Source organism: Microbacterium resistens (assembly GCF_021172025.1).
GTDB classification, from domain to species: Bacteria; Actinomycetota; Actinomycetes; order Actinomycetales; family Microbacteriaceae; genus Microbacterium; species Microbacterium resistens.
Genome location: NZ_CP082781.1, coordinates 1179208 through 1203353 on the forward strand (window position 1 = coordinate 1179208; position 24146 = coordinate 1203353).

A 24146-nucleotide genomic window follows, 5' to 3' on the forward strand; every position below is an offset into this window, starting at 1 on the left:
ACGCAGTTGCGCCGACGACACGCCGATGGCCGTACTCTGGAACCCATGTGTCCGCATGTGTCCGCCGAGCCCGTCGTGCCCGATGAGCAGGGATGCGCCCTGTGCAGTCCGGCGCTCGACGACCTCGGCGTGCGTCTGCATGACGGCGGCGGCACGCTCCGCGTCTGGTCCCGCAACGCCGGCTCGGTCGAGCTCGTGGTGTTCGACGAGACCGACCTCGACTGGGAGACGGCCCAGCTTCCGCTGGAGCGCAAGCCCGGCGGGGTCTGGGAGGTGACGACCGAGCTGCTGACGCCCGGCGCCCGGTACGCGCTCCGCGTCAACGGCGCCCACAGCCCGGGCAACACGTTCAACCCGGAGACGCTGCTGCTGGACCCGTACGCCCGCGGCCTCGCCGAGGGCGACGGGTATGCGGAATGGCGCTCGGTGGTCGTCGCGGACGGGTTCGACTGGGGCGTCACGGCCAAGCCCCGCATCCCCCTGGACCGCACGGTGATCTACGAGGGACACGTCAAGGGGCTGACCAAGCGGCACCCGGGCGTTCCGCCCGCGCTCCACGGCACCTACGCCGGCCTCGCGCATCCCGCGATGATCGAGCACCTCCGAGCGATCGGCGTGACCACGGTCGAGCTGCTCCCGGTGCACGCGTTCGTCCCGGAGCCGCGCCTGCTGGAGCGCGGGCTCACCAACTACTGGGGCTACAACACCCTGAACTTCTTCACCCCGCACGCCGCCTACGCGACCGAGGAGTCGCGCAAGGAGGGGCCGGAGGCCGTGCTGGCCGAGTTCAAGGGGATGGTCCGGCTCCTGCACGAGGCCGGTCTGGAGGTGATCCTCGACGTGGTCTACAACCACACGAGCGAGGAGGGCATCGGCGGCCCCCGCTCCAGCCTCCGCGGAATCGACAACGCGTCCTACTACCGGCAGCAGCCGGACGGGGCGTACATCGACACGACGGGCTGCGGCAACACGCTGAACACGGCGACCGACGCCGCCGCGCGGCTGGTGCTGGACTCGCTGCGCTACTGGACCACCGAGATGCAGGTGGACGGATTCCGCTTCGACCTCGCCGTCGCGCTCGGACGCGACGCCGCCCACGAGTTCACCCCGGACCACCCGCTTCTGCAGGCCATCCGAACCGACCCCGTGCTCGCGGACGCCAAGATCATCGCCGAGCCGTGGGACGTCGGAATGGGCGGCTGGCACACCGGCGGGTTCCCCCCGGGGTGGAGCGAGTGGAACGACCGCTACCGCGACCGGGTCCGCAACTTCTGGCTGAGCGACATCGACTACGCCCGCCGCGCCTCCGCCCCCGTCGGGATCGGCGGGTTCGCCAATCGCCTGGCGGGTTCCGCGAACACCTACAGCGAGGAGCGCGGGCCGCTCGCGAGCATCAACTTCGTCACCGCGCACGACGGCTTCACGCTCCACGACCTGGTCTCGTACGACGTCAAGCACAACGAGGCCAACGGCGAGGACAACCACGACGGCGCGGACATGAACCGCTCGTTCAACCACGGAGCCGAGGGTCCGACCGACGATCCGGTCATCCTCGCGGCCCGGCGCAAGGCGATGCGGAACCTCCTCGGCACGCTCATGCTCTCCGCCGGCGTGCCGATGCTGACCGCGGGCGACGAGTTCGGCCGCACCCAGCGCGGCAACAACAACGCGTACTGCCAGGACGGTCCGCTGACGTGGCTGAGCTGGGAGCACGAGACGTGGCAGCAGGACCTGCTCGCCCACGTCTCGCTGCTCACCCGCCTGCGTGCGGAGAACCCGGCGCTGCGCCCGCTCCGGTACGCGCGCCTGGGCGAGCACATCCCCAACGCCTCGATCATGGACTGGTACGACCAGGACGGCGACACCATGGAGGTCGAGCAGTGGAACGACCCCCGCAACCGGACGCTGCAGTACGTGGCCTCCTCGACGCCGGACACCGAGGAGTTCAACCGGATCCTGCTGATCGTCCACGGCACCGAAGCGCCGATCGACGTGCGCCTGCCGGAGATCGAGGGCGTCACCCGGTTCGTGTCGCTGTGGTCGAGCGCGGACGAGCGCCCTGCCGAGGATCCCACGGAGCACCGCCCCGGCGAGGTCATCGCGATCCCCGGGACCTCCATGCGGCTGTTCCGCGCGGAGTGACCCGCTATCCCCGCACCGCCCGCCGCGGTAGGTTCGGGGTGTGGCCCCACGTCCTGGTTCCTCTCGTCGTCCCGAGGCTCTCCGGAGCCCCGCGCAGATCCCGCTGCGGCCCGCTCCCGAACCGGACGACGCCGACACGCTGACCCCGCGGATCCCGCTCGCCGCGCCTTCGCCGAGCGTCCCGGGGGGCTTCCTGCCGAAGGCCTTCGCCCGCGAGGTCGTCCCGTTCCGGGTCGTCGCCTTCCGCGAGGGCCACGACCGGATCGGCGTGCACCTGCGCCTCCTCTCCCCCGACGGCGCGGAGACGCTGCATCGGCTGGAGCCGCTCGACGACGGCACGGACCGCTTCGAGGTCTGCGTCGCCCTGGACGAGCTCGGCCCCTGGTCCTTCCGTTTCGAGGCGTTCGCCGACGAGTTCGCCACGTGGGCCCACGCGGCCGAGGTGAAGCTGCGGGCGGGAGTGGACGCGGCCGTGGTGCGCATGCTCGGCGCCGATCTGCTCCGGCGCGCCGCCGCGCAGAAGGACCGCCCGGCCGCCGAGCGCCGCCGGCTCTCCGCTCATGCCGAGGACCTGGCGGCGCCGGACGGGCCCGCCGAGGCGGCGCTCGCTGTCGCGACGGACCCGGAGCTGGCCGCGGTGTTCCGGCAGCGTCCGCTGACGGAACTCGACTCGGTCACCGGCTGGCAGCGGATCCTCGTCGAGCGCACCCGCGCGGGCGTCGGCGCCTGGTACGAGTTCTTCCCGCGCTCCGAGGGGGCGGTGCGCCTTCCGGACGGAGGGATCCGCAGCGGCACGTTCCGGACGGCCGCCGAGCGGCTCCCCGCCGTCGCCGACATGGGGTTCGACATCGTCTACCTGCCTCCGATCCACCCGATCGGGCGGATCCACCGGAAGGGGCCCAACAACACGCTGGTCGCCGGCCCCGACGACCCGGGATCGCCCTGGGCGGTCGGATCCGCGGAGGGCGGGCACGACGCGGTGCATCCCGACCTCGGGACGCTCCAGGACTTTCGGGACTTCGTGGGGAGGGCGAAGGAGCTGGGTCTCGAGGTGGCGCTGGACCTCGCCCTGCAGGCCGCGCCGGACCACCCCTGGGTGACCGCGCACCCGGAGTGGTTCACTCCTCTGCCCGACGGCACCATCGCCTACGCGGAGAACCCGCCGAAGAAGTACCAGGACATCTATCCGCTGAACTTCGACAGGGACGGGGCCGGGCTCTGCGCCGAGGTGCTGCGGATCGTGCGGCACTGGATCGCGCAGGGCGTGCGGATCTTCCGGGTGGACAATCCCCACACCAAGCCCCTGCGCTTCTGGGAGTGGCTGATCCGCACGGTCAACGCCGAGCACCCGGACGTGATCTTCCTGGCCGAGGCCTTCACCCGCCCGGCGCCGCTGCGGGGGCTCGCTGCGGTGGGCTTCCAGCAGAGCTACACCTACTTCACCTGGCGCAACACCAAGGCCGAGCTGGAGGAGTTCCTCTCCTCCCTCGCGGAGGAGACGGCGGACTACCTCCGTCCGAACCTCTTCGTGAACACCCCGGACATCCTCACGGAGTACCTCCAGTTCGGCGGCCGCGCCGCCTACCGCATCCGCGCGGCCATCGCGGCGACGGCGGCGCCGACCTACGGCGTCTACGCCGGCTTCGAGCTGTTCGAGAACGTCGCCCGCCCGGGGTCCGAGGAGAACGTCGACAACGAGAAGTACGAGTACAAGCTGCGGGACTGGGCGGGCGCCGAGGAGGCCGGCGACTCGCTGGCACCCTACCTGCGCCGGCTCAACGAGATCCGCCGTGCGCACCCTGCGCTCCGCCAGCTCCGCAACCTCCGCGTGCACTGGAGCGACGACGACGCGATCCTCGTGTACTCGAAGCATCTCGATGCCGCGTTCACGGGCACGGGAGACGCCGACACGATCATCGTCGTCGTCAACGTCGACCCCCACTCCGTGCGTCAGACGACCGTCCACCTCGACACCCGCGTCTGGGGCGTCGAGCCGGGCGACCCGTTCGAGGTCGAGGACCTCCTGACCGGTGCCGTCTGGACCTGGACCGACCACGACTACGTGCGACTCGATGCCTTCACCGAGCCGGTCCACATCCTGAGAGTGAGGGAGCTGGGATCATGATCACCGTCGAACCCGCCATCCGCGAGTCCGTGGCCGGGGGAACCCACCACGACCCGCATTCGATCCTCGGAGCGCATCCCGAGCCCGAGGCCGACGGCCGCCTCACCACCGTCGTCCGGGCGCTTCGCCCCCTCGCGGAGAGCGTCACGGTCCTGCTCTCGGACGGCGGGGAGGTGCCGCTGGCCCACGTCGGGGACGGCATCTGGGAGGGCAGGGTCCGCGGGTCCGTCGGGCCGTACCGGATCTCCGCCGCGTACGAGGACGGATCGGAGTGGGTGGTCGCCGATCCCTACCGCCACACGCCGACCGTCGGCGAACTGGACCTGCACCTGATCCGCGAAGGACGGCACGAGAGGCTGTGGGAGGCGCTCGGCGCCCACCATCGGATCTTCGAGGGCGACCCGGGAACGGCGTTCGCGGTCTGGGCTCCGCACGCCCGAGCAGTCCGCGTGGTCGGCGACCACAACGGCTGGGACGGCCGTCTGCACGCCATGCGCTCGATGGGCGCCAGCGGCGTCTGGGAGCTGTTCATCCCCGACGTGGAGCCGGGAACGCGGTACAAGTACGAGATCCTCACCCGCGCCGGGGACTGGATCCTCAAGGCCGACCCCATGGCCCAGCTCGCCGAGGAGCCGCCCGCGACCGCATCCGTGGTCACCGCGTCCGCGCACACCTGGCAGGACGGGGCGTGGATGACCCGTCGCGCCGCCACCCACGCGGTCGCCCAGCCCCTGTCGGTGTACGAGGTGCACCTGGGCTCGTGGCGCCCGGGGCTGGGCTACCGCGCGCTCGCGGACGAGCTCATCGGGCACGTCACGGCGACCGGCTTCACGCACGTGGAGTTCATGCCGGTGGCCGAGCACCCCTTCGGCGGCTCCTGGGGCTATCAGGTCACCGGCTACTACGCGCCGACCCGCCGGTACGGCACGCCCGACGACCTGCGCTATCTGATCGACCGGCTTCACCAGGCCGGCATCGGCGTGATCCTCGACTGGGTCCCGGGGCACTTCCCGAAGGACTCCTTCGCGCTGGCGCGCTTCGACGGGGAGCCGGTCTACGAGCACCCCGACCCACGACGCGGCGAGCATCAGGACTGGGGCACGCTGATCTTCGACTACGGCCGTGACGAGGTGCGCAACTTCCTCGTCGCGAACGCGCTGTACTGGCTGGAGGAGTTCCACGCCGACGGGCTGCGCGTGGACGCGGTGGCCTCGATGCTCTATCTCGACTACTCGCGCCGGGACGGCGAGTGGGAGCCGAACGTGCACGGCGGCCGGGAGAACCTGGAGGCGATCCGCTTCCTGCAGGAGGTCAACGCGACCGCGTACCGTCGGAACCCCGGCGTCCTCATGATCGCGGAGGAGTCCACGAGCTTCCCCGGCGTGACCGCGCCGACCGACCACGCCGGTCTCGGATTCGGGTTCAAGTGGAACATGGGCTGGATGAACGACTCGCTGGAGTACATCCATCGCGACCCCCTCTATCGCGGCCACCACCAGGGCGAGATGACGTTCTCGTTCGTCTACGCCTTCGGCGAGAACTACATCCTGCCGATCAGCCACGACGAGGTCGTCCACGGGAAGGGAAGCCTCCGGTCCAAGATGCCCGGCGACCACGCCGCGAAGCTCGCGAACGTGCGCGCCTACCTCGGGTACATGTGGGGGCATCCGGGCAAGAACCTGCTGTTCATGGGTCAGGAGTTCGGGCAGCTCGCCGAGTGGTCCGAGTCGCGGGGCCTGGACTGGTGGCTGCGGGATCAGCCCTCGCATGCGCAGCTGGAGCAGTTCGTGGCCGCGCTCAACCGGACGTACCGGTCCCACGCACCGCTGTGGGAGCGCGACGACGACGCCACCTCCTTCACCCGCATCGGCGCTCCGGAGTGGGATCCGAGCGTCGTGGCGTTCGTGCGCCGGGACGCACACGGCGGCCAGCTCGCGGTGATCAGCAACTTCGCGGGCGTGACGAGGACCGGCGTCCCGCTGGATCTGCCGGTCCCCGGCACGTGGACCGAGGTGCTCAACACGGACGCCGCCGAGTTCGGCGGGTCCGGGGCGGGGAACCTGGGCTCCGTCTACGCGCCGGACCGTGAGGACGGCCCCGCCCGGGCGACGCTGACGCTCCCGGCGCTGTCGACGCTGTGGCTGCGTCACGTCCGCGACCCGCACCTGCCGCGCGCGGGCCGGCTCACCTGACGGTCAGCGTCCCCGCACGCCCTGGGCGGTGAGGATGGCCACGGCCGTCAGCGCCGCGAGCCCGAAGACCATCCACTGGGCCGAGCCCAGCGCACTCGCTCCGAAGCTCACGAACGTCCCGCCGAGCGCGGAGGCGATCGTGTTGGCGATCAGCTGCGTGGTCGACAGCGCCGCGGCCGCCTGAGCGCCGACCGCTGCGTCCGCGGAGCTGCGCATCGCCGCGACGCCGAGATGGGGGAAGGCGAGGCCGATCCCGGCTCCGGCCACGAGCAGGGCCAGGGCCCAGCCGATGACCCGGCCGATGTCCGCACCGTCGTGCAGCAGCACGCCGAACAGCACGAGGCCGCCGGTGAGCAGGAGCGGAGCGCAGCGCAGCACGGCTCCGACCGTCCGGTCCGGGAGCGACACGCTGAACAGCTGGGCACCGACCCAGCCGATCGACAGAGCGGCCCCGAGGAATCCGGCCATCAGGGGCGACAGTGACGCGAGCTCCTGCCCGAAGAGCGGGATGAAGTTCTCCGTCATCACACCCGCGCAGATCAGCGCGACCGTCAGGTACACCCACTTCAGCGGGTTCCTGCGCTGGTACGTCAGCTTCGGGAGCACACCGGACGCCGATCGGGCGTCGACGACGAGGAACACCACCAGGAGGACGGCTCCGAGAGCGAGCGCCGCGGCGACGGCGGGGCCGGCCGGGACCACGGACGACATGCTGAACGCCGCCGCGGCGAGCGTCAACAGGACCAGCGACGCGTACGGGACCGACATCCGCGCGTCGGCGGATCGGTCCGCCCCCGGGAGCACGCGGGTGCTCGCGATGGCGAGGACCACGGCCACGGCGGCGAGGGCCGCGAACGCCCACGGCCACGCGTGCAGCTCGGCGAACAGCCCGCCGACGCTCGGGCCGACGAGAGTGCCCACGCCCCACATCGCCGAGACCAGGCCCGCCGCGCGGGTCCACAGCGCGGGTGGCAGGGCGGTGCGGATCACGGCGTACCCGAGTCCTGCGAGCAGACCCCCGCCGAGCCCCTGGATCACCCGGCCCGTGATGAACAGGCCCATGGTCGGGGCCAGCGCGCTCAGGACGGCGCCGGCGGCGAAGACGAGGAAGCCGACCGCGTAGGACGCCGCCGCTCCCCATGCCCCGAGGATGCGGCTGACGAGCATCGAGGAGATCACCGCCGCGAGGAGGAACCCGGTGGCGGCCCAGGCGTAGTAGGCGCTCCCGCCGAGGTCCTGGACGATCGACGGCATCAGGGCCGCGGCGATGAAGAGGTTCATCGCGTACAGGCCGACGCCCCCGGCGAGGACCGCGGACACGGCCAGCCGGCGGCCCGAGAACAGGTCCCGCCAGCGGTCCTGGACGACCTCCGGCGGCGCGGCGACGGGGATTTCACTGGTTTCTGTGCTCACGGTGATCTACCGTAGAACTTCAAGTGTTCTTGAAGTCAAGGAGCTCCGTGCGCACACCGACAGACCTCATGACCATCGGCGACCTCGCGGCGAGGGCCGGCGTCGCCACCTCCGCCGTGCGCTTCTACGAGGAGCAGGGTCTCATCCGCTCCGAGCGCACCGCGGGCAACCAGCGACGGTATCCGCGGCACATGCTGCGGCGCCTGTCGCTGCTTCTGTTCGCGCGACGGCTCGGCATCCCCCTCACCGAGATCGCGGAGGTCTTCGCCGAGCTCCCCGAGGAGCGGATGCCCGGCAAGCGCGACTGGGCGCGCATCTCGGCACGGTGGCACGCGCACCTCGAGGAGCGTCGCCGGGAGATCGAGCGCCTGGAGGCGGAGCTGACCGGCTGCATCGGGTGCGGCTGCCTGTCGTTGCGCCGATGCCGGATCCTCAATCCCGAGGATGCGCTGTCCGACGAGGGCCCGGGCCCGCGTCGTCTGCTCGCCGAGCACGACGACGAGCCCGGGGCCTGACGCCGCGGGCGACGGCTCCGCGGGAACGGCTCGGGCGAGCCGGCTCAGAACAGGAGGGTCGCCAGCCGCTTGCGTGCGGAGACCACCCGCTCGTCGGCGTCCCCGACGAGGCCGAAGAGCTCGACGAGGCGCTCGCGGACGCGGCCGCGGTCGTCCCCCTGCACGGCCGTGAACAGGTCCAGGAGCCGGTCGAAGGCGTCCTGGACGTGTCCGCCGGCGATGTCCAGGTCCGCGACCGCGAACTGGGCGTCCACGTCGCCGGGAGCGGCAGCCGCCGCCTCGCGCACCGCGGTGAGGTCGAGACCCTGCGTGCGGTGCAGCAGCCGGACCTGACCGAGCCCGGCGCGCGCGTCCTCGTCCCGAGGGTTCTCCGCCAGTGCCTTCTCGTAGGCCGCGATGGCGGCGGCGAAGTCCCCCGCCTCGATCGCGTCGAAGGCCGCCTGGTGCAGCGGCGGCAGCGGCGGCTCCTCGGGAGCGGCCGTCTCACCCTCCGCGCGCCCGCCGCCGTCCACGGGGACCGATCCGGTGACGCCGTTCTGCGCCGCCAGGGCGAGAAGCTGGTCGAAGACGTCCCGCACCTGCTGCTCCGGGACCGCGCCCGTGAACAGCGGCACGGGCTGCCCGGCGACGAGGGCCACGACCATCGGGATCGACTGGGCGCGGAAGCTCTGCGCGAGCTGCGGGTTGGCGTCGACGTCCACCTTCGCGAGCACCAGGCGCCCCGCCAGCTCCGTCACGACCTTCTCCAGGATCGGGCTGAGCTGCTTGCAGGGGCCGCACCACTCCGCCCAGAGGTCCACGACCACCGGGACGGTGCGCGAGAGCTCGAGGACGCTTCCGAAGGTGGCGTCGGTGACGTCCACGACGAGGGTGCCGGACGCGGCGCCGGACGGCGCCTCCCCCGGTGCCGGCGACGCGGGACGGTTGCGCAGCGAGGACAGGTCGACGGCGCCGCGCAGCGCGGCGGCGGCGATGTCGGTCACGGGATGACCTCCACAGAGAGCAGCTGCTGCGTGGCAGCGAGCAGGGTGATCGGGGACGTAGAGCCCTGAGCGGGCACGGCGAAGAAGAGCTGCATGCTGTAGGTCGTGCGGAACCCGGTGGCCGAGGTGGCCGCGCCGGCGAGGACCGCCGTCGTGGAGTTCTCCGCAGTCCGGATGTCCACGCCCTCCTGGGTCGGCGTGACGGACTGGATGTCATCGACCGTGACCGCGACGATCGCTCCGCTGTCGATCGTGGAGATCGCGACCGGCTCCTCGTCCCCGGCGACGGCGTCGAACGCGGCGGCCGAGGTCGTCTCCGCCCCGGCGTCGATCAGGTCCTGGGTGACCGAGGCGCGACTGTCGTTCACGGCCTTGACGAACGCGAGCGAGGTCTCGTCGAACTGGTCGTACGCGGCGCTCTTCTCCCCGTTGTCGACGACGTCGGCGAACGTCTCGCCGAGCTTGTCCGGGGCCACGGTGAGGAACGGCGAGTCCGGCGGCGTGAGCTTCGCGCCGAGCCAGGCCGGAGCCATGTCCGGGAGCTTCGCGGAGGCCTGCATCTCGGAGACGTATCCGACCGTGTAGTTCGACCACGGGTCGGCCTGCGTCATCGTGAGGATCAGCGGCGGCACGGTCTCGTCGGAACCGTGCTCGACGAGCATCATGGTCGTGCGCGGCCAGGAGTCGTAGGCCTGGGGCACGAGGATGCGCACCTTCTCCGGCGGGATCGTGGCCGGGAGGGCGAAGTCCGCCACGGTGCCGCGCACGGTGTACGCGGTCTCGCGCTCGGCCAGGGCCGCCCCCGACAGACGCGTGGCCGCGAGCGTCGCATCGCGCTTCTCGTCCGCCTCTGCGACCGTCGCGGCGAGGTTCTCCAGGATGCGTGCCGCCTGCGTCTCGGTGACGGCCGGCGCCTGCTGGGTCGCGTCGGGCGTGGCGGTCGGGGTGGGCGTCGGCGTCGGCGAGGCGGTGAACTGCGGCCAGGCGTCGGGCGTGCACCCGGACAGGAGCGCCGCGGACAGACCCATCGCGGGAACCACGAGCAAAGCCCGACGCACGCGGCGACGAGGCGCAGCCGAGCGCTCGGCCCGGGAGGCGTCCGACGACGCCCCCGTGTCGATGGCCCCCGTCCGGCCGCGGGCGAGCTCGATCGGCTCGGTCGGCGGCATCGGCGGCGGGCCCTTGCGCCGCGGTCCCTTGCCGCGGCGGGAGTGACGCACGGCGAGGACGTAGAGGATCAGCCCGAGCAGCGCGAAGACGCCACCGGCCACCATCAGCGGGCCGGCCCAGGGCGTGGCGTTGTCGAGGGGCCAGGAGACCGCCACGTCCGCCGGCGCCTCGGCCGTGCCGTCGGAGGCGAGGAGAACGCTCACGCCGTCCGGGATCTGCATGCGGTCGATCACGGCGTTCTCGTCGGTGAGCTCGTCCAGCCACAGGTCCGAGCCCGCCGGGTCGCGCCCGTCGGCGGAACCGGCTGCGGCATCGGTCGACTCCTCCGGCTCCACGACCGTCGCCGCCGGCTCGCCCGCGTCGTCGAGGGCGATCCGGTTGTAGGGCACGTCGGACAGCCAGGCCTCGAGGTCGGCGGTGCGCGCCTGGGCCACGAAGATCGTGCCGTCGCCGTGCGCCACCAGGGTCTGCTCGCCCGGGTGGGAGCGGAGCACCTCACCGTCGATCATCGTGTAGCGCTGAGGCTGGTCGACGGACAGCTCCGCGGTCACATCCTTCGGGCCGAGGAAGATGCTCCGCTGCGCGATACCGGTCCCGATGAGGACCGCAGCCAGCACGAAGGCCAGGACGGCCCATACAAAACGCACGAAAAGTCTCCTCCGTGATCCGCCGGCGGACGCCCGGGATCTCCGCTCGACGTTTCAGACTAGCGAAACGACCTGAAAGGATGCCACGAGGGGCACGATCCTGGGGCGTCGCGCCCCGGTTCCGTCCCTGCTCGCGACTACGCTGTGGTCGTCCGAGACCGAGGAGCCGCATGAAGATCCACAACCCGTTCCGCACCGCCCTGGTGGCGACCCTGGGCGTGGGTCTGGGCATCATGCTCATCAACAGCGTCGAGTCGCTGTCCACGATCCTGCTGTACGTCGGCACGGCCCTGTTCCTCAGTCTCGGTCTCGACCCGGCCATCACGTTCCTCACGCGGCACCGCGTCCCTCGGTGGGCTGCGGTGCTCGTGACGATCCTCGCGGTCCTCGGGGTGTTCACCGGCATCGTGCTGATGGTCCTGCCGATCCTGATCGACCAGATCACTCAGCTGGTGCGCCAGATCACGGTCTTCTTGCAGAGCACGGCCCTGGAAGACGTCAAGGACTGGGTGCTGTCGGTCTTCCCCGGCCTCCAGCCGGCCTTCCTCGACGACCTCATCAGCAACGCCACGGACTGGCTGCTGCGCAACTGGGGATCCATCACCGAGAGCGTGGTGGCGGCCGGAACGGCGATCGTGACGGGTCTCGCCGGGGCCTTCATCGTGCTGATCCTGACGATCTACTTCACCTCGGCGATCCCCTCGCTGAAGAGCTCCGTCTACCAGCTCGTCCCCGCCTCCAAGAGGGCGCGGTTCGTGGACCTCGCGGAACAGATCACCGCCTCCGTCGGCTACTACGTGATGGGGCAGGTCACCATGGGCGTCATCAACGGAGTCCTCAGCGCCATCCTCCTGTCGATCATCCAGGCGCCGTTCCCCGCGGTGCTCGCGGTCATCGCCTTCTTCTTCTCCCTGATCCCGCTGGTCGGCACCCTCACGGGGTCCACGCTGATCGTCCTCATCTGTCTCATCCCGGGGCTCGGCGGGCTGCCGTATCCGACCACGGCGATCATCGCCGCGGTGTACTACCTCGTCTACATGCAGATCGAGGCGTACGTGATCTCCCCGCGCGTCATGAACCGGGCGGTCTCGGTGCCCGGTGCCGTGGTCGTGATCGCGGCCCTGGCCGGCGGCGCGCTGCTGGGCCTTCTCGGCGCCCTGATCGCGATCCCGGTGGCCGCGAGCATCCTGATCATCTACCGCCAGGTCCTGATCCCGCGGATGAACGAGCGGTAACACCCGCGATGCGGCTCGTCCCGGCGGTCAGCGGGCAGCCGGCCAGTGCAGCGGCAGCGGCAGGGCCGCCGGGTTGACGGCGGCGACGATCTCCGTGAGCACCCGCCGGGTCTGGGACTCGCCCACCCAGAGGTGCCGCCCGCCCTCGACCGCGATGAGCGTCGCGTGCGGGATCGCTGCGAATCGCCGCGCGGCCTCGTCCGGACGCAGGTAGTCGTCGAGCTCCGGGATGAGGGCGATCACGCGCCGCGGGTCGTCGGCCCACCCGGCGAGCTCGGCGTCGGTGGTCCGATGCAGCGGAGGCGAGAGGAGGATGACCCCGTCCACCGCGTGATCGCGGCCGTACTTCAGCGCCAGCTCGGTGCCGAACGACCAGCCGAGGAGCCACGGAGCCGGCAGGCCCCGCTCGCGGACGAGGGCCATCGCGGCCGCGACGTCGTGCTCCTCGTCGACACCGCCGCCGAAGGACCCCTCGCTCGTGCCGCGCGGCGACCTCGTGCCCCGCGTGTTGAACCGCAGCACCGCCAGGTCGGCGAGCGCCGGAAGCCGGGCGGCGGCCTTCCGGATGATGTGGGAGTCCATGAACCCGCCCGCCGTGGGCAGGGGGTGGAGGGTCACCAGCGTGGCCACCGGATCCCGGTCGAGCGGAAGGGCCAGCTCACCGACGAGGGTGAGCCCGTCGGCCGTGCGCAGGGTCAGGTCCTCTCGCCGCGCAGGAAGGTCCAGAGGCCCACGGATCTCCATCAGCGCCTCCGCCAGCACCCGTTGTGCCAGTGGCGCCGTGCCGCGAGGTCGGCGGCGTCGCCGAGCACGCCGTCCGCGCGCCACGTCACGACGTGGGCGACGCCGGGCAGCACGAGGCTCCGGCATCCGGGGCAGACGTACTCCTTCTGCGCCTGCGCGGCCGAGATCGGCTGCACGTACCACTCCACGCCGCCGCGGATCTCCGTGCGCTTCCACCCCGCGATGAGGCGGTCGAGGGCGTCGTCGCGCGGGCGTTCAGGACGACGACGGTGCGATCGGGGCATGGCGGGCGCGGACGCTCACCACCAGTGGTTGGCGGACCAGAAGCCGACGGCCTCCGCCCAGCTCCCGTACCGGCCCTTCGCATAGCCGTCCGCCCAGCGGAGGTTGTCCACCGGATCGAAGCAGCTGCCCGGCACCTTGTCGCACGGAAGCGCCTGGACGAGCCCGCTCGCGCCGGACGACGAGTTCACCGCATTCGGGTTCCAGCCGCTTTCCCGGCTCACGATGTAGTCGACGTAGCCCCAGTCCTCCGGCGCGATGCCCGCCGCCGCCATCCACGCGGCCGGGTCGCCCCCTCCGGTGTAGTACATGGGGCCGCCACCGCCCCCGCCACCGGACGACTCGCCCGACTCCTCGGACGCGCCGGAGCCCGGATCCGAGGCGGGCTCCGGGGTCGGCGTCGGAGTCGGCGTGGGCGTCACGTACACCTCGAAGCCCTCGCGCGCGATCGGGGTCGCCTGAGCGCCCTGAGCGCCCTGCACCGTGATGTCGAAGGTCTGGGCGTCCTTGGCGGCCAGCGAGTACACGCTCTGCGCGGCCGCCGGTTCGTCGGCGGACGGGGTCGCCATGGCGATGCCTGCCGGCGCGACGATCGCAGCGGAGAAACCGACGACGGCCAGACCGGCGAGGATCGTCGCGGTCGTGCGGCGCCGGGGCGTCGCGGCGCCGCGGCGCGGCGCCTTCGCGCGGACGGAGACGTCGGCTCGGGCAGCGTCCGTCGAAACCAAATCGTTATCGGGAGTCACAATGCGCCCCAGTCTAGCGACCCGATGCTGAATCCACCATGAGCACGCGCGCTCGCGGTCAGCGGACCGCGAGGAGCACCTCGATCGTGGCGTCCAGCAGCGCATCCACCTGCTCCTCGCGGTATCCGCGCCGCTGCATCCGGAAGGCCGTGTGACGGACCTGCTCCGCCGACAGCGCGTCACCGTCGCGGAGGTAGCGGACGATCCGCTCGGCCACGTGGTCCACCTCGTCCACCCGGTAGCCGAAGGTGAGCAGTCCCGTCCGCCCGAAGCGATGCCCCTTCGGGCGGTTCAGGTGGTCCAGGATGACCTGGGCCTCGGAACGCGCGCGGCTCACCCAGGCGCGCGCGCCCTTCTGCGAGAGCGCCGTGCTGCGCTCGCGTCCCGCGAACGCGTCCTCGACCCGCGCCAATGCGGCGTCGACCTCGGCGATGCGGTAGCCGCCGCGGACGAGCGGGAACGAGACGGCCCGCACGCTGGCCGCGTCGAGCTCGGGCGGGTTCGCCTCGAACGCGGTCTTGGCCCGCGCGAGGAAGGCGTCCACCGCGGAACGCTGATAGCCCTTCTCGCGTCCCTGAGCGAGGGGGAAGGGCGCCGAGGCGCCGTCGGCCGGAGAGGAGGAGAGGGTCACGATACCGCCAGGGGGCTGAGGAGATGGAACAGGGCCAGGGCGACCACCGCAGAGGGGAGGATGCTGTCGAGACGATCGAGGAGGCCTCCGTGGCCCGGGAGCCACGAGCTCATGTCCTTGATGCCGAGGTCGCGCTTGAGCATCGACTCGGCGAGGTCGCCGAGGGTCGCGGATGCGACCAGCGCGGCGCCGATGATCAGTCCCGCCCACCACGGCAGCCCGAGCAGGAAGACGCCGAGCAGCGCACCGGCGAGGAGGGAGCCCGCGACCGCGCCCGCGAAGCCCTCCCAGGTCTTCTTCGGGCTCACCCGCGGAGCCATCGGATGCCGCCCGCCCCGGCCGAACAGCAGGCCGGAGGCGTAGGCGGCGGTGTCTGCCACGACCACCACGATGATGAACGAGAGCACCCACCACTCCCCCCGCTCCTCGCGCAGCAGCATGAGCGCGGTCGCAGCGAGGAAGGGGATGTAGATCTGGATGAACCCCGCGGAGACAGCGTCGGTGAGGACGTCGCCGTACGTGCGCCCGTCCCTGGCGGCCATCTGCCCGACCAGGCGCCACACCACGACGACGAACACCGCGACGAAGAGCATCACCCAGCACAGCCACGGGTCGGCGAAGTAGCCCGCCGTGACGAGCGCCGCGCCGACGACGAGCTGCGGCCAGAGATCCGCCCGCCGCCCGCCCGTGCGCAGGGCGAGGACGAGCTCTCCGATCGCCAGCAGCGCCGCAGCGACCGCGAAGATCACGAACGCCCACTTGACGAACACGAGGGACGCCAGCAGGGCCCCGCCGATCAGCAGCCCGATCAGGATCGCCACGACGAGGTCACGGCCCGTCCGCTCCTTGATGCGCTCGTTCGCCTGGTCGAGCTGATCCCGGGCGTGCGAGACCTGAGTGCCGATCTCGGCCTTCTTCGCCTGCCACTGCGCATGCAGCTGATCACCGTGGCGAGGAGCGGGAAGCGGAGGGCGCGGCGGGATGTCCTGCGGTTCGTCCGCCGAAGGACCTGTCATCCCGACCTCACACCTCGAGCAGTTCGGCCTCTTTGCGCTTCACAGCCTCGTCGATGAGGTCGACGTGCTGGCGCGTGAGGGCGTCCAGCTCCTTCTCGCCGCGGGCGATCTCGTCTTCACCGAGCTCGCTCTTGAGCCCGTCGAGCTCGTCCTTGGCCTTGCGGCGGATGCCGCGGACGTGGACCTTCGCGTCCTCGCCCTTGGACTTCACGAGCTTGACGTACTCCTTGCGGCGGTCCGCCGTGAGCTCCGGCATCGTCACCCGGATGATGTTGCCGTCGTTCGAGGGGTTCGCGCCGAGGTTCGGCATGTCGCGGACGGCCTGTTCGATGGCCTTCAGCGCCGACTTGTCGTAGGGCGTGATCAGGAGCGTGCGCGCCTCGGGGTTGGCCAGGGACGCGAGCTGGGCGAGCGGAGTGGGCGAGCCGTAGTAGTCGACCATCAGCTTCTGGAAGAGCTGCGGGTTCGCGCGGCCGGTGCGCACCGTGGCGAAGTCCTCCTTCGCAGCCTCGACGGCGCGCTGCATGCGGGAAGTGGTGTCGGCGAGGACGTCCGCGATCACGGGGGCTCCAATCGTCAGAGGGTTCGTCTCAGTCTACTCGGGGCGGCCCGCCGCCCCCGTGCGGGGCGCCGGGCCGGGCGCGGCGCTCAGGCCGTGACGCGGGTGCCGATGGCTTCGCCGCGCAGCGCACGGGTGATGTTGCCGGCCGGCTCCATGCCGAACACGCGCATGTCCATGCCGTTGTCCATGCAGAGGCTGAACGCCGTCGAGTCCACGACCTTGAGCCCCTTCTGCAGGGCTTCGCGGTAGGTGACGTGGTCGATGCGCTCCGCGGACGAGTCCTTGTTCGGGTCCGCGGTGTAGATCGCGTCCACGCCGTTCTTGGCGACGAGCACCTCCGTCGCGCGGATCTCGAGCGCCCGCTGGGCGGCGACGGTGTCGGTGGAGAAGTACGGAAGGCCGGCGCCGGCACCGAAGATGACGACGCGCCCCTTCTCCATGTGCCGCTCGGCGCGGAGGGGGATGTAGGGCTCGGCGACCTGGGTCATGGCGATCGCGGACTGCACGCGCGGCTCGGCGCCGGCCTGCTCGAGGAAGTCCTGGAGGGCGAGGGCGTTCATGACGGTGCCCAGCATGCCCATGTAGTCCGCACGTCCGCGGTCCATCCCGCGCTGGCTCAGCTCCGCGCCGCGGAAGAAGTTGCCTCCGCCGACCACGACCGCGATCTCGACCTCGTCGGTCGCCGCCGCGATCTCGCGGGCGATCTGGCCGACGATGTCGGGGTTGACCCCGAGCTGGCCGCCGCCGAACGCCTCGCCCGACAGCTTCAGAACGACGCGACGGCGTCCGGGTCCTTGCATCATGGGGTTGTTCCTCTCGTCCCTGATCAAAATAGCGTGCGCGCCTCGCGGCGGGCATGAAGAAGGGGTTCGGATCGCGATGATCCGAACCCCTTCCGCGGTCTTACGCGCCGACCTTGAAGCGCGCGAAGTCCGTCACTGTGATGCCGGCGTCCTTCGCGACCTGGCCGACGGACAGCTTGTTGTCCTTGGCGTAGTCCTGCTCGAGGAGCGCGACCTGCTTGAAGAACGCGGACACACGGCCCTCGACGATCTTCGGCAGGGCCGCCTCCGGCTTGCCCTCGTTGCGGGAGATCTCGGTGACGATCTCGCGCTCCTTCTCCACGTCCGCCGCCGGGACGTCCTCACGGGTGAGGTACGACGGGTTGGCGAAGGAGATGTGCTGGGCGATGCTGCGCGCGGTCTCCGCGTCGTCACCCGTGTAGGCGACGACGACGCCGATCTGCGGCGGCAGGTCCTTGCTCGTGCGGTGCAGGTACACCGAGACGGCGTCGCCGGTCACGGTGCGGACGCGCCGCAGCTCGACCTTCTCACCGATGATGGCGGCCTCGTCTGAGATCAGCTGCTCGACGGTCTGGCCGCCCGCGGAGGCCGCGAGGACCTCCTCGACGGTGTTCGCCGACGCCGCGGCGGCCGCGTCCGCGACCTTCTCGGCCAGCGCGATGAAGCGCTCGTTCTTCGCGACGAAGTCCGTCTCGCAGGCGAGCTCGATCAGCGTGACGCTGTTGCCGTTCTCGCGGGCGACGACCAGACCCTCGCTGGTGGAGCGGTCGGCGCGCTTGGCGTTGCCCTTGGCACCCTTGAGACGCAGGATCTCGGTGGCCTTCTCGACGTCGCCGCCGGCCTCCTCGAGCGCCTTCTTGGTGTCGACCATTCCCGTGCCGAGCTGCTCACGCAGCGCCTTGATGTCGGCGATGGTGAAGTTGGCCATGTGTGGTGGCTCCTTGCTACGTGTCGTGTGTGTACGAGGGATTACTTGTCGGCGGCCTCAGCGGCGGCGACCTCGGCGGGCGCCTCCTCGGCGGCAGCGGCGATCGCCTCGTCGTGCGCGGCGGCACCGGCCTCGTCCGCGGCCGTCTCGGTCGCAGCGGTCTCGGTGGCGGCCGCCTCGGCGTCGCCGCCCTCGAGCAGCTCGCGCTCCCACTCGGCGAGCGGCTCGGCGTCGCCCTGCTCCGGGTTGTGCTTCTGCTGCAGGCCCTCGGCCGCGGCGTCGGCGATGATGCGCGTCAGCAGCGAGACGGAGCGGATCGCGTCGTCGTTGCCGGGGATCGGGTATTGGAAGTCGTCCGGGTCCGCGTTCGTGTCGAGGATGCCGATGACCGGGATGCCCAGCTTCTTCGCCTCGTCGATGGCGAGGTGCTCACGCTTGGCGTCGACGACCCACAGGGCCGACGGGGTCTTGGTGAGGTTGCGGATGCCGCCCAGCGACTTGTGCAGCTTGTCGAGCTCGCGCTTCTTGAGCAGCAGCTCCTTCTTGGTGAAGCCCGAGGCGGCGGGGTTCTCGTAGTCGAGCTCCTCGAGCTCCTTCATGCGGGCCAGACGCTTCGCGATGGTCGAGAAGTTCGTCAGGAGGCCACCCAGCCAGCGCTGGTTGACGTAGGGCTGGCCCACGCGGGTCGCCTGCTCGGCGAGGATCTCCTGCGCCTGCTTCTTGGTGCCGACGAAGAGGATCGTCCCGCCGTGCGCGACGGTCTCCTTGACGAAGTCGTAGGCGCGGTCGATGTAGGCCAGCGACTGCTGCAGGTCGATGATGTGGATGCCACTGCGCTCCGTGAGGATGAAGCGCTTCACCTTCGGGTTCCACCGGCGGGTCTGGTGTCCGAAGTGCACGCCGCTGTCGAGCAGCTGGCGGATGGTGACGACGGCCATGGTCGTACTCCCCTGTTCTGGCGGTTCTCGCCGTTGCGGTTGATCGCCGACCGGGCGGTCGGCTGTCCTGGTGCCCGGCACACACCCCGCCCTCGGAAGGGACCGATGGGGTGTCGCACCACGATGGACGCTGTGGGCACGCGTAGTCACCTCGATCGCTCGAGATGCCTTGTCAGTGTATCAGCCTCGACGCCTCGCGAGCACCGCCCTCGTCCTGCACGAACACCGGTCCCCGGCCCGTCGTCCACCGTTCCGGCGCGGGGTCCGCGCCGACGGCGGCGCCCCGGCATCATCGGGCCATGTCGCCACGTCGTCTCCCTCCCGGTCGCGTCGCTCCGCCGCTCGCTCTCATGCTCCTCCTCGTCCTCCTCGGCTCCCCCGGGTCGGCCGCGGGAGCCGTCACCGCCGCGGCGACCATCTCCGCCCCGTCGGCTCCCGCGGCGACGGCTCCTGCGGGAGCCGACTGGCGATGGCCCGTGTCCGGACCCCGAACCGTCGTCGCCCCGTTCCGCGCCCCGGCGCACGCGTACGGCCCCGGCCATCGCGGGATCGACGTCGCCGCCGCCGGCCCCGTGAGGGCGCCAGCCGACGGCACGATCGCGTTCCGCGGCACCGTGGTGGATCGCCCGCTCCTCACGATCGACCACGGCGACGGGCTCGTCACGACCTACGAGCCCCTGCAGAGCGACCTCGACCCGGGCGCGGCGGTCGCCGTCGGAGACGCCGTCGGCAAGCTCGCTCAGGGAGGACACGCACTGCCCGGGACGCTCCACGTCGGCGTCCGGTGGCACGGCGAGTACATCAATCCCCTGCTGCTGTTCGGCGAGGTGCCGCGCGCCGTCCTGCTCCCCTGCGGCGGGGTCGTCTGCTGAGCGGTTCTCCGCTCACGCCCGGGGATGCGCGAGGCGGTACGTCGCGGTCAGCCGCTCGGCGGACACGTGCGTGTAGATCTGCGTGGTACCGAGGCTGGCGTGCCCCAGGATCTCCTGCACCGCCCGCAGGTCCGCGCCGCCGTCGAGCAGATGCGTCGCCGCGGAGTGCCGGAGCGCGTGCGGGCCGACCGTCTCCTCACCGAGCACGGGGCCGAGCGTGCGGGCGACGAGCGCGTAGACGGTCCGCGGTCCGAGCGCGCCGCCGCGCGCGCCCCGGAAGAGGGCGGGTGACGAGCGGTCCGTGCGCGCCGCCAGGGCCGGCCGGCCGCGCCGCAGATAGGCCGCCACCGCGTCCTTCGCGGGGACGCCGAACGGCACCACCCGCTCTCTGTCCCCCTTGCCCCGCACCCGCGCCGTGGCGCGGTCCAGGTCCACATCGTCGACCGCGAGGCCGCAGAGCTCCGAGACGCGCATCCCCGAGCCGTAGAGGAGTTCCAGGACGGCGCTGTCGCGCAGGCGGACCGGATCGCCGCCCGCGGCGTCGTGGCGAAGTTCGTCGAGCAGCTGCCGGAGCGAGTCCGCCGAAGCGACCACGGGGAGCGATCTGCCGCGCTTCGGCGCGACGAGTCGGAGACTGGGGTCGACCGGGATCCGTTCCTCCTCCCTGGCCCAGGCGAAGAAGGAACGGGCGGCGGCCGTCCGGCGCGCCAAGGTCGCGCGGGCGTCGCCGCGCTGCGTGGCGCGCCAGAGCCACTCCCTCAGGGTCTCGAGGTCCACGTCCTCCAGTTCCGGGTCGCCGGCGGCCCGGACCAGATCGGTCAGATCGTTGCGATACGCGCGGATCGTCGCCGCGGACAGCCGCCGCACCGACGCCAGGTGCGTCGTGAAGTCGTCCACCGCGTGGGAGAGTCGCACCCTCCCAGTGTGCGGCCCCGGCCGTTCGCAACGAGGAGCCTCGCCGTCAGACCGGCAGCCGACGCCACCCGCCGGGTGTGCGTACGACCGCCCCGTCCAGTTCCAGGATCCCGAGCAGCGCCGTGACCCGCTCCAGTGAGAGTCCGGCCGCACGGGCCAGCTCATCGACCGCGCGTCCGTGCCGCGTGCTCAGCGCGTCGGCGATCCGGATCATGTCCGGGTCCTCCGCGGGGATGCTCGGGGGCGCGGACGGGGCGGCCCCGAGCAGCTCCCGGACCTCGTCGGCGGTCGTGACGCACTGCGCCGCGTATTCGCGGAGCAGGCGATGGCATCCGGCCGATGTCGCCGACGTGATCGGTCCGGGAACCGCGCCGAGCGGGCGTCCGAGCGACGCGGCGTGACCCGCGGTGTTCAGGGAGCCGCTGCGCCGCCCCGCCTCCACGACCACGGTGGCCGCGGCGACGGCCGCGATCAGGCGATTGCGGGCGAGGAAGCGCCATCGCGTGGGCGCCGTCCCGCACGGGACCTCGCTCACGACGGCTCCCGAGCCGGCGATGCGAACGAGGAGCCCCGCGTGTCCGCTCGGGTAGGCCCGGTCCACTCCGCCCGCGAGGATCGCCAGCGTCCGGCCATCCGTTCCCAGAGCGACCCGGTGCGCCACCCCGTCGATCCCGTAGGCGCCGCCGGAGACGATGGAGGTCCCGTCGGCGGCGAGCGGGCCGACGATCTCGGCGGCCGCGTGCTCGCCATACGCCGTCGATGCCCGCGCCCCCACCACGGCGACGCCGAGCTCGCCGAGCGCCGACGGGTCGCCGCGGACCCAGAGAGCATGCGGCGCGTGCGGTCCGAGATCGGCGATCCGCCCGGGCCAGTCCGGATCGTCCGGGAGCAGCAGCGACGCCCGCACCCGGGACGCGCCGGCGAGCGCCGCGAGGACCGCCTCTCGCCGGAGGCGTGGCGCCCACCGGCGCCGCGCCTCCTGAAGGGCACGGCGGGCCGGGCGTCCGGAGTCCTTCTCCCCCGCGGAGGACGCGGCCGCGTCGAAGACCTCCTCCAGCGCGCCCCGGGCGCCGAGCGCAGCGACGAGGGCACCGGAGACGCCGTCGCCCGGCTCGGCGATGACGCTCCACACGACGCCGGCGCGGGCCTCGTCGGTCGAGCCCGCCGCGCGGACCTCGTCGAGCCTTCGGCCGATCTCGGGGTCGTCCATGATCGCCATGAGCTCCGCTGCCGGATCCACCCCGCGGTCGTGCCCGGTCACGCCGCCAGCCCCTTCTTCAGGAACAGCGCACGGCCGACGTGCTCCAGCCGCGGTGCGGCCGCACCGTCGAGGTCCGCGACGGACCAGGCCAGTCGCAGGACGCGATCGTAGCCGCGCAGGGTGATCGCGCCCCGACGCAGCGCCCGGTCGAGGGGCTCGCGCACCGGCGTCGGAAGCCGGTAGGCGCCACGTCGGAGCCACGCCCCAGGAACATGTGCGTTCACCCGCCAGGGCGTGCCCCGCCAGCGTCGCGCCGCCCTCTCGCGCGCCTCCCGGACCCGATCGCGCGCCTGCGCCGTGGAGACGGTGCCGCGCGTCGCGGCCGTGGCGAGGTCCGCGGAGACCCGGGCCACCTGGATCTCGATGTCGAGGCGGTCGCGCAGCGGACCGGACAGTCGCGACGCGTAGCGCCGAACGGCCGCGGGCGGGCAGACACACTCTTCCCCGGTCACACCGTAGACCCCGCACGGGCACGGATTGGTCGCCAGGACGAGCTGGAAGCGGGCCGGGAAAGAGGCGGTGAACTCGGACCGATGGATCTCGATCCGCCCCGATTCCAGCGGCTGCCGCAGCGCGTCGAGGACGGCGCGCGGCGCCTCCGACGCCTCGTCGACGAACAGCAGTCCGCCGTGCGCGCGGACGATGGCGCCCGGCCGGACCTGGCGGGACCCCCCTCCCACCAGCGCGGCGAGGGAGGCGCTGTGGTGAGGCGCGACGAATGGTGGCCGACGATCGAGATCCACGACCGCCTCACCCGCCAGGGAACGGACGCACGCGACGTCCAGAGCCAGGTCGTCGTCGAGGTCCGGCAGGATGCCGGGGAGCCGTCGCGCGAGCATCGTCTTCCCCGCGCCCGGCGGGCCGCTCAGGAGCACGTGGTGACCGCCGGCCGCGGCCACGGTCAGCGCGGACACGGCCTCGTCCTGGCCGATGACCTCGTCAAGATCCGGCTCCCGCTCCGTCGTCGTCGAGCTCTCCGCACGGGGGAGTCGCTCCGGTGCTGCAGGAGGATCCAGCTCGGCGCCGTGGAGCACCGCGGCATGGGCGAGCGTCGCGACGGCATGCACGTCCAGCCCGGGGACGAGCCGCGTCTCCGCCTCGTTCGCCCTCGGAACGATCGCTCGGGCGATCCCCGCGCGGACGGCGGCGTGAAGCGAGGGGAGCACGCCCGCCACGGGCCGAAGCCGGCCGTCCAGCCCGAGCTCGCCGATGTGCACGGTGCGGGCCAGCGACGCGATGTCCAGTCTGCCCTCGGTGCCGAGGGCGGCGAGCGCGATCGCCAGGTCGAACCCCGAGCCGTGCTTCGGCAGGCTCGCCGGCGACAGGTTCACCGTGAGCTTGCGCCGCGGAAGCTCCACGCCGCTGTTCTTGCAGGCGTTGTGGACGCGACGCACGGCCTCGCTCAGCGCCCGGTCGCCGAGACCGATCAGATGGAACTCCGGCGTCTGCTGCGAGAGGTCGGCCTCGACCTCGACGAGATGGCCGGTGATGCCGGTCAGAGCGACCGCCCAGGTGCGGGAGGTCCGCGACCCCGAGGTCCCCTCCTCCAGGAGCTCCGCCGTCATCGCAGGTCCGTCAGGTGCTCGAGGACGCCGCAGGAGGGCTCCGATCCGACGATCCCGATGGCCTCCAGCCGCAGCGGCCGGCCGCGCGCCGACAACGGGTGCTCCCGCACCCACGCATGCGCCAGGCGCCACATCCGTCGCCGCTTGCGCTCGTCGATCGCTTCGAACGGGTGCCCGAACAGAAGACTGCGCCGCGTCTTCACCTCGACGAACACGAGGACGTCGCGCCACTCGGCCACGATGTCCAGCTCGCCGAGCTCGCACCGCCAGTTGCGCGCGAGGATGCGGTATCCGAGATCCGTCAGATAGAGGGCCGCCCGGTCTTCGCCGGCTCGCCCGAGGTCGTCTTTCGCTGCCATGCCGACAGCCTCGTGCGCTCAACCGCCGCGTCCGGTGCGGGCCGCGGGATCCGCGGAGAACAACGCCGTCGTCCCCGGGTGTGGAGGACGAGGCTCGCCGAC

General features: G+C 71.9%; 22 protein-coding genes. 6 read left to right on the top strand and 16 right to left on the bottom strand.

What is annotated here, in order from left to right; translation table 11 throughout:
* The first annotated feature begins 45 nt into the window (after positions 1-45).
* From glgX to glgB, 3 genes are read left to right on the top strand one after another with little or no spacing between them, the layout of a single operon-like run.
* Positions 46-2142 (top strand): glycogen debranching protein GlgX, encoded by a 2097-nt coding sequence (gene glgX / locus K8F61_RS05760; RefSeq protein ID WP_231820997.1) that lies wholly within the window; start codon positions 46-48, stop codon positions 2140-2142.
* 40 nt (positions 2143-2182) lie between these two features.
* Positions 2183-4267 carry a maltotransferase domain-containing protein gene (locus K8F61_RS05765; protein ID WP_418888076.1) on the top strand — a complete coding sequence of 695 codons (2085 nt, stop codon included), beginning with the start codon at positions 2183-2185 and terminating at the stop codon, positions 4265-4267.
* Positions 4264-6459 carry a 1,4-alpha-glucan branching protein GlgB gene (gene glgB / locus K8F61_RS05770; RefSeq protein ID WP_231820998.1) on the top strand — a complete coding sequence of 732 codons (2196 nt, stop codon included), beginning with the start codon at positions 4264-4266 and terminating at the stop codon, positions 6457-6459. The genes K8F61_RS05765 and glgB overlap by 4 nt, the downstream gene beginning before the upstream one ends.
* 3 nt (positions 6460-6462) lie before the next feature.
* Here the strand turns inward: glgB and K8F61_RS05775 are convergent, their stop codons facing one another.
* Complete coding sequence (locus K8F61_RS05775) at positions 6463-7872, bottom strand: MFS transporter (protein ID WP_231820999.1); 1410 nt, start codon at positions 7870-7872, stop codon at positions 6463-6465.
* Between the two features lie 68 nt (positions 7873-7940).
* Here K8F61_RS05775 and soxR point away from each other — a divergent pair, with 68 nt between their 5' ends.
* Positions 7941-8387, top strand: a complete 447-nt coding sequence (soxR, locus tag K8F61_RS05780; RefSeq protein WP_219084795.1) for a redox-sensitive transcriptional activator SoxR — start codon at positions 7941-7943, stop codon at positions 8385-8387.
* A 44-nt stretch (positions 8388-8431) separates the two neighbouring features.
* On the opposite strand, the gene K8F61_RS05785 is transcribed toward soxR, so the two are convergent.
* Positions 8432-9370 (bottom strand): tetratricopeptide repeat protein, encoded by a 939-nt coding sequence (locus K8F61_RS05785; protein ID WP_231821001.1) that lies wholly within the window; start codon positions 9368-9370, stop codon positions 8432-8434.
* Positions 9367-11187, bottom strand: coding sequence for a DUF8094 domain-containing protein (locus tag K8F61_RS05790; protein ID WP_231821002.1), 1821 nt, complete (start codon positions 11185-11187; stop codon positions 9367-9369). Before K8F61_RS05790 ends, K8F61_RS05785 begins: the two co-directional genes overlap by 4 nt.
* Before the next feature lie 170 nt (positions 11188-11357).
* Here K8F61_RS05790 and K8F61_RS05795 point away from each other — a divergent pair, with 170 nt between their 5' ends.
* Positions 11358-12422 carry an AI-2E family transporter gene (locus K8F61_RS05795; RefSeq protein WP_067243226.1) on the top strand — a complete coding sequence of 355 codons (1065 nt, stop codon included), beginning with the start codon at positions 11358-11360 and terminating at the stop codon, positions 12420-12422.
* A gap of 27 nt (positions 12423-12449) precedes the next feature.
* Here K8F61_RS05795 and K8F61_RS05800 read toward each other — a convergent pair whose 3' ends face one another.
* From K8F61_RS05800 to rpsB, 9 genes are all read right to left on the bottom strand, one after another.
* Positions 12450-13166: an alpha/beta hydrolase gene (locus K8F61_RS05800; RefSeq protein WP_231821003.1), complete on the bottom strand. Its 717-nt coding sequence runs from the start codon at positions 13164-13166 to the stop codon at positions 12450-12452.
* Positions 13166-13450 carry a hypothetical protein gene (locus K8F61_RS05805; RefSeq protein ID WP_067243225.1) on the bottom strand — a complete coding sequence of 95 codons (285 nt, stop codon included), beginning with the start codon at positions 13448-13450 and terminating at the stop codon, positions 13166-13168. The genes K8F61_RS05800 and K8F61_RS05805 overlap by 1 nt, the downstream gene beginning before the upstream one ends.
* Positions 13451-13465: 15 nt before the next feature.
* Positions 13466-14176, bottom strand: a complete 711-nt coding sequence (locus K8F61_RS05810; RefSeq protein WP_219084771.1) for an aggregation-promoting factor C-terminal-like domain-containing protein — start codon at positions 14174-14176, stop codon at positions 13466-13468.
* A gap of 76 nt (positions 14177-14252) precedes the next feature.
* Positions 14253-14825: a DivIVA domain-containing protein gene (locus tag K8F61_RS05815; protein WP_231821004.1), complete on the bottom strand. Its 573-nt coding sequence runs from the start codon at positions 14823-14825 to the stop codon at positions 14253-14255.
* Complete coding sequence (locus tag K8F61_RS05820) at positions 14822-15841, bottom strand: phosphatidate cytidylyltransferase (protein ID WP_219084770.1); 1020 nt, start codon at positions 15839-15841, stop codon at positions 14822-14824. The genes K8F61_RS05815 and K8F61_RS05820 overlap by 4 nt, the downstream gene beginning before the upstream one ends.
* Positions 15842-15848: 7 nt before the next feature.
* Entirely contained in the window at positions 15849-16403 is a 555-nt protein-coding gene (frr, locus tag K8F61_RS05825; RefSeq protein ID WP_067243223.1) for a ribosome recycling factor, read from the bottom strand.
* An 86-nt stretch (positions 16404-16489) separates the two neighbouring features.
* Positions 16490-17206: a UMP kinase gene (gene pyrH, locus K8F61_RS05830; protein WP_219084769.1), complete on the bottom strand. Its 717-nt coding sequence runs from the start codon at positions 17204-17206 to the stop codon at positions 16490-16492.
* A gap of 100 nt (positions 17207-17306) precedes the next feature.
* On the bottom strand, positions 17307-18134 hold the full coding sequence (tsf, locus tag K8F61_RS05835) for a translation elongation factor Ts (RefSeq protein WP_067243222.1): 828 nt from the start codon (positions 18132-18134) through the stop codon (positions 17307-17309).
* Between the two features lie 41 nt (positions 18135-18175).
* Positions 18176-19072: a 30S ribosomal protein S2 gene (gene rpsB, locus K8F61_RS05840; protein ID WP_231821005.1), complete on the bottom strand. Its 897-nt coding sequence runs from the start codon at positions 19070-19072 to the stop codon at positions 18176-18178.
* Between the two features lie 299 nt (positions 19073-19371).
* On the opposite strand from rpsB, the gene K8F61_RS05845 reads away from it, so the two are divergent.
* On the top strand, positions 19372-19944 hold the full coding sequence (locus tag K8F61_RS05845; RefSeq protein ID WP_231821006.1) for a murein hydrolase activator EnvC family protein: 573 nt from the start codon (positions 19372-19374) through the stop codon (positions 19942-19944).
* 12 nt (positions 19945-19956) lie between these two features.
* On the opposite strand, the gene K8F61_RS05850 is transcribed toward K8F61_RS05845, so the two are convergent.
* The 4 genes from K8F61_RS05850 to K8F61_RS05865 are packed head-to-tail and all read right to left on the bottom strand — an operon-like array spanning position 19957 to position 24044.
* Positions 19957-20859, bottom strand: coding sequence for a tyrosine recombinase XerC (locus K8F61_RS05850; RefSeq protein WP_231821007.1), 903 nt, complete (start codon positions 20857-20859; stop codon positions 19957-19959).
* A 46-nt stretch (positions 20860-20905) separates the two neighbouring features.
* A complete protein-coding gene (dprA, locus tag K8F61_RS05855; RefSeq protein WP_231821008.1) occupies positions 20906-22120 on the bottom strand; it encodes a DNA-processing protein DprA in 1215 nt (404 codons plus the stop codon).
* The gene (locus K8F61_RS05860) at positions 22117-23685 is read right to left on the bottom strand and encodes a YifB family Mg chelatase-like AAA ATPase (protein ID WP_231821009.1); all 1569 of its coding nucleotides are present in this window, start codon (positions 23683-23685) and stop codon (positions 22117-22119) included. The genes dprA and K8F61_RS05860 overlap by 4 nt, the downstream gene beginning before the upstream one ends.
* Positions 23682-24044, bottom strand: a complete 363-nt coding sequence (locus K8F61_RS05865) for a YraN family protein (RefSeq protein ID WP_231821010.1) — start codon at positions 24042-24044, stop codon at positions 23682-23684. The genes K8F61_RS05860 and K8F61_RS05865 overlap by 4 nt, the downstream gene beginning before the upstream one ends.
* Positions 24045-24146: the final 102 nt, after the last annotated feature.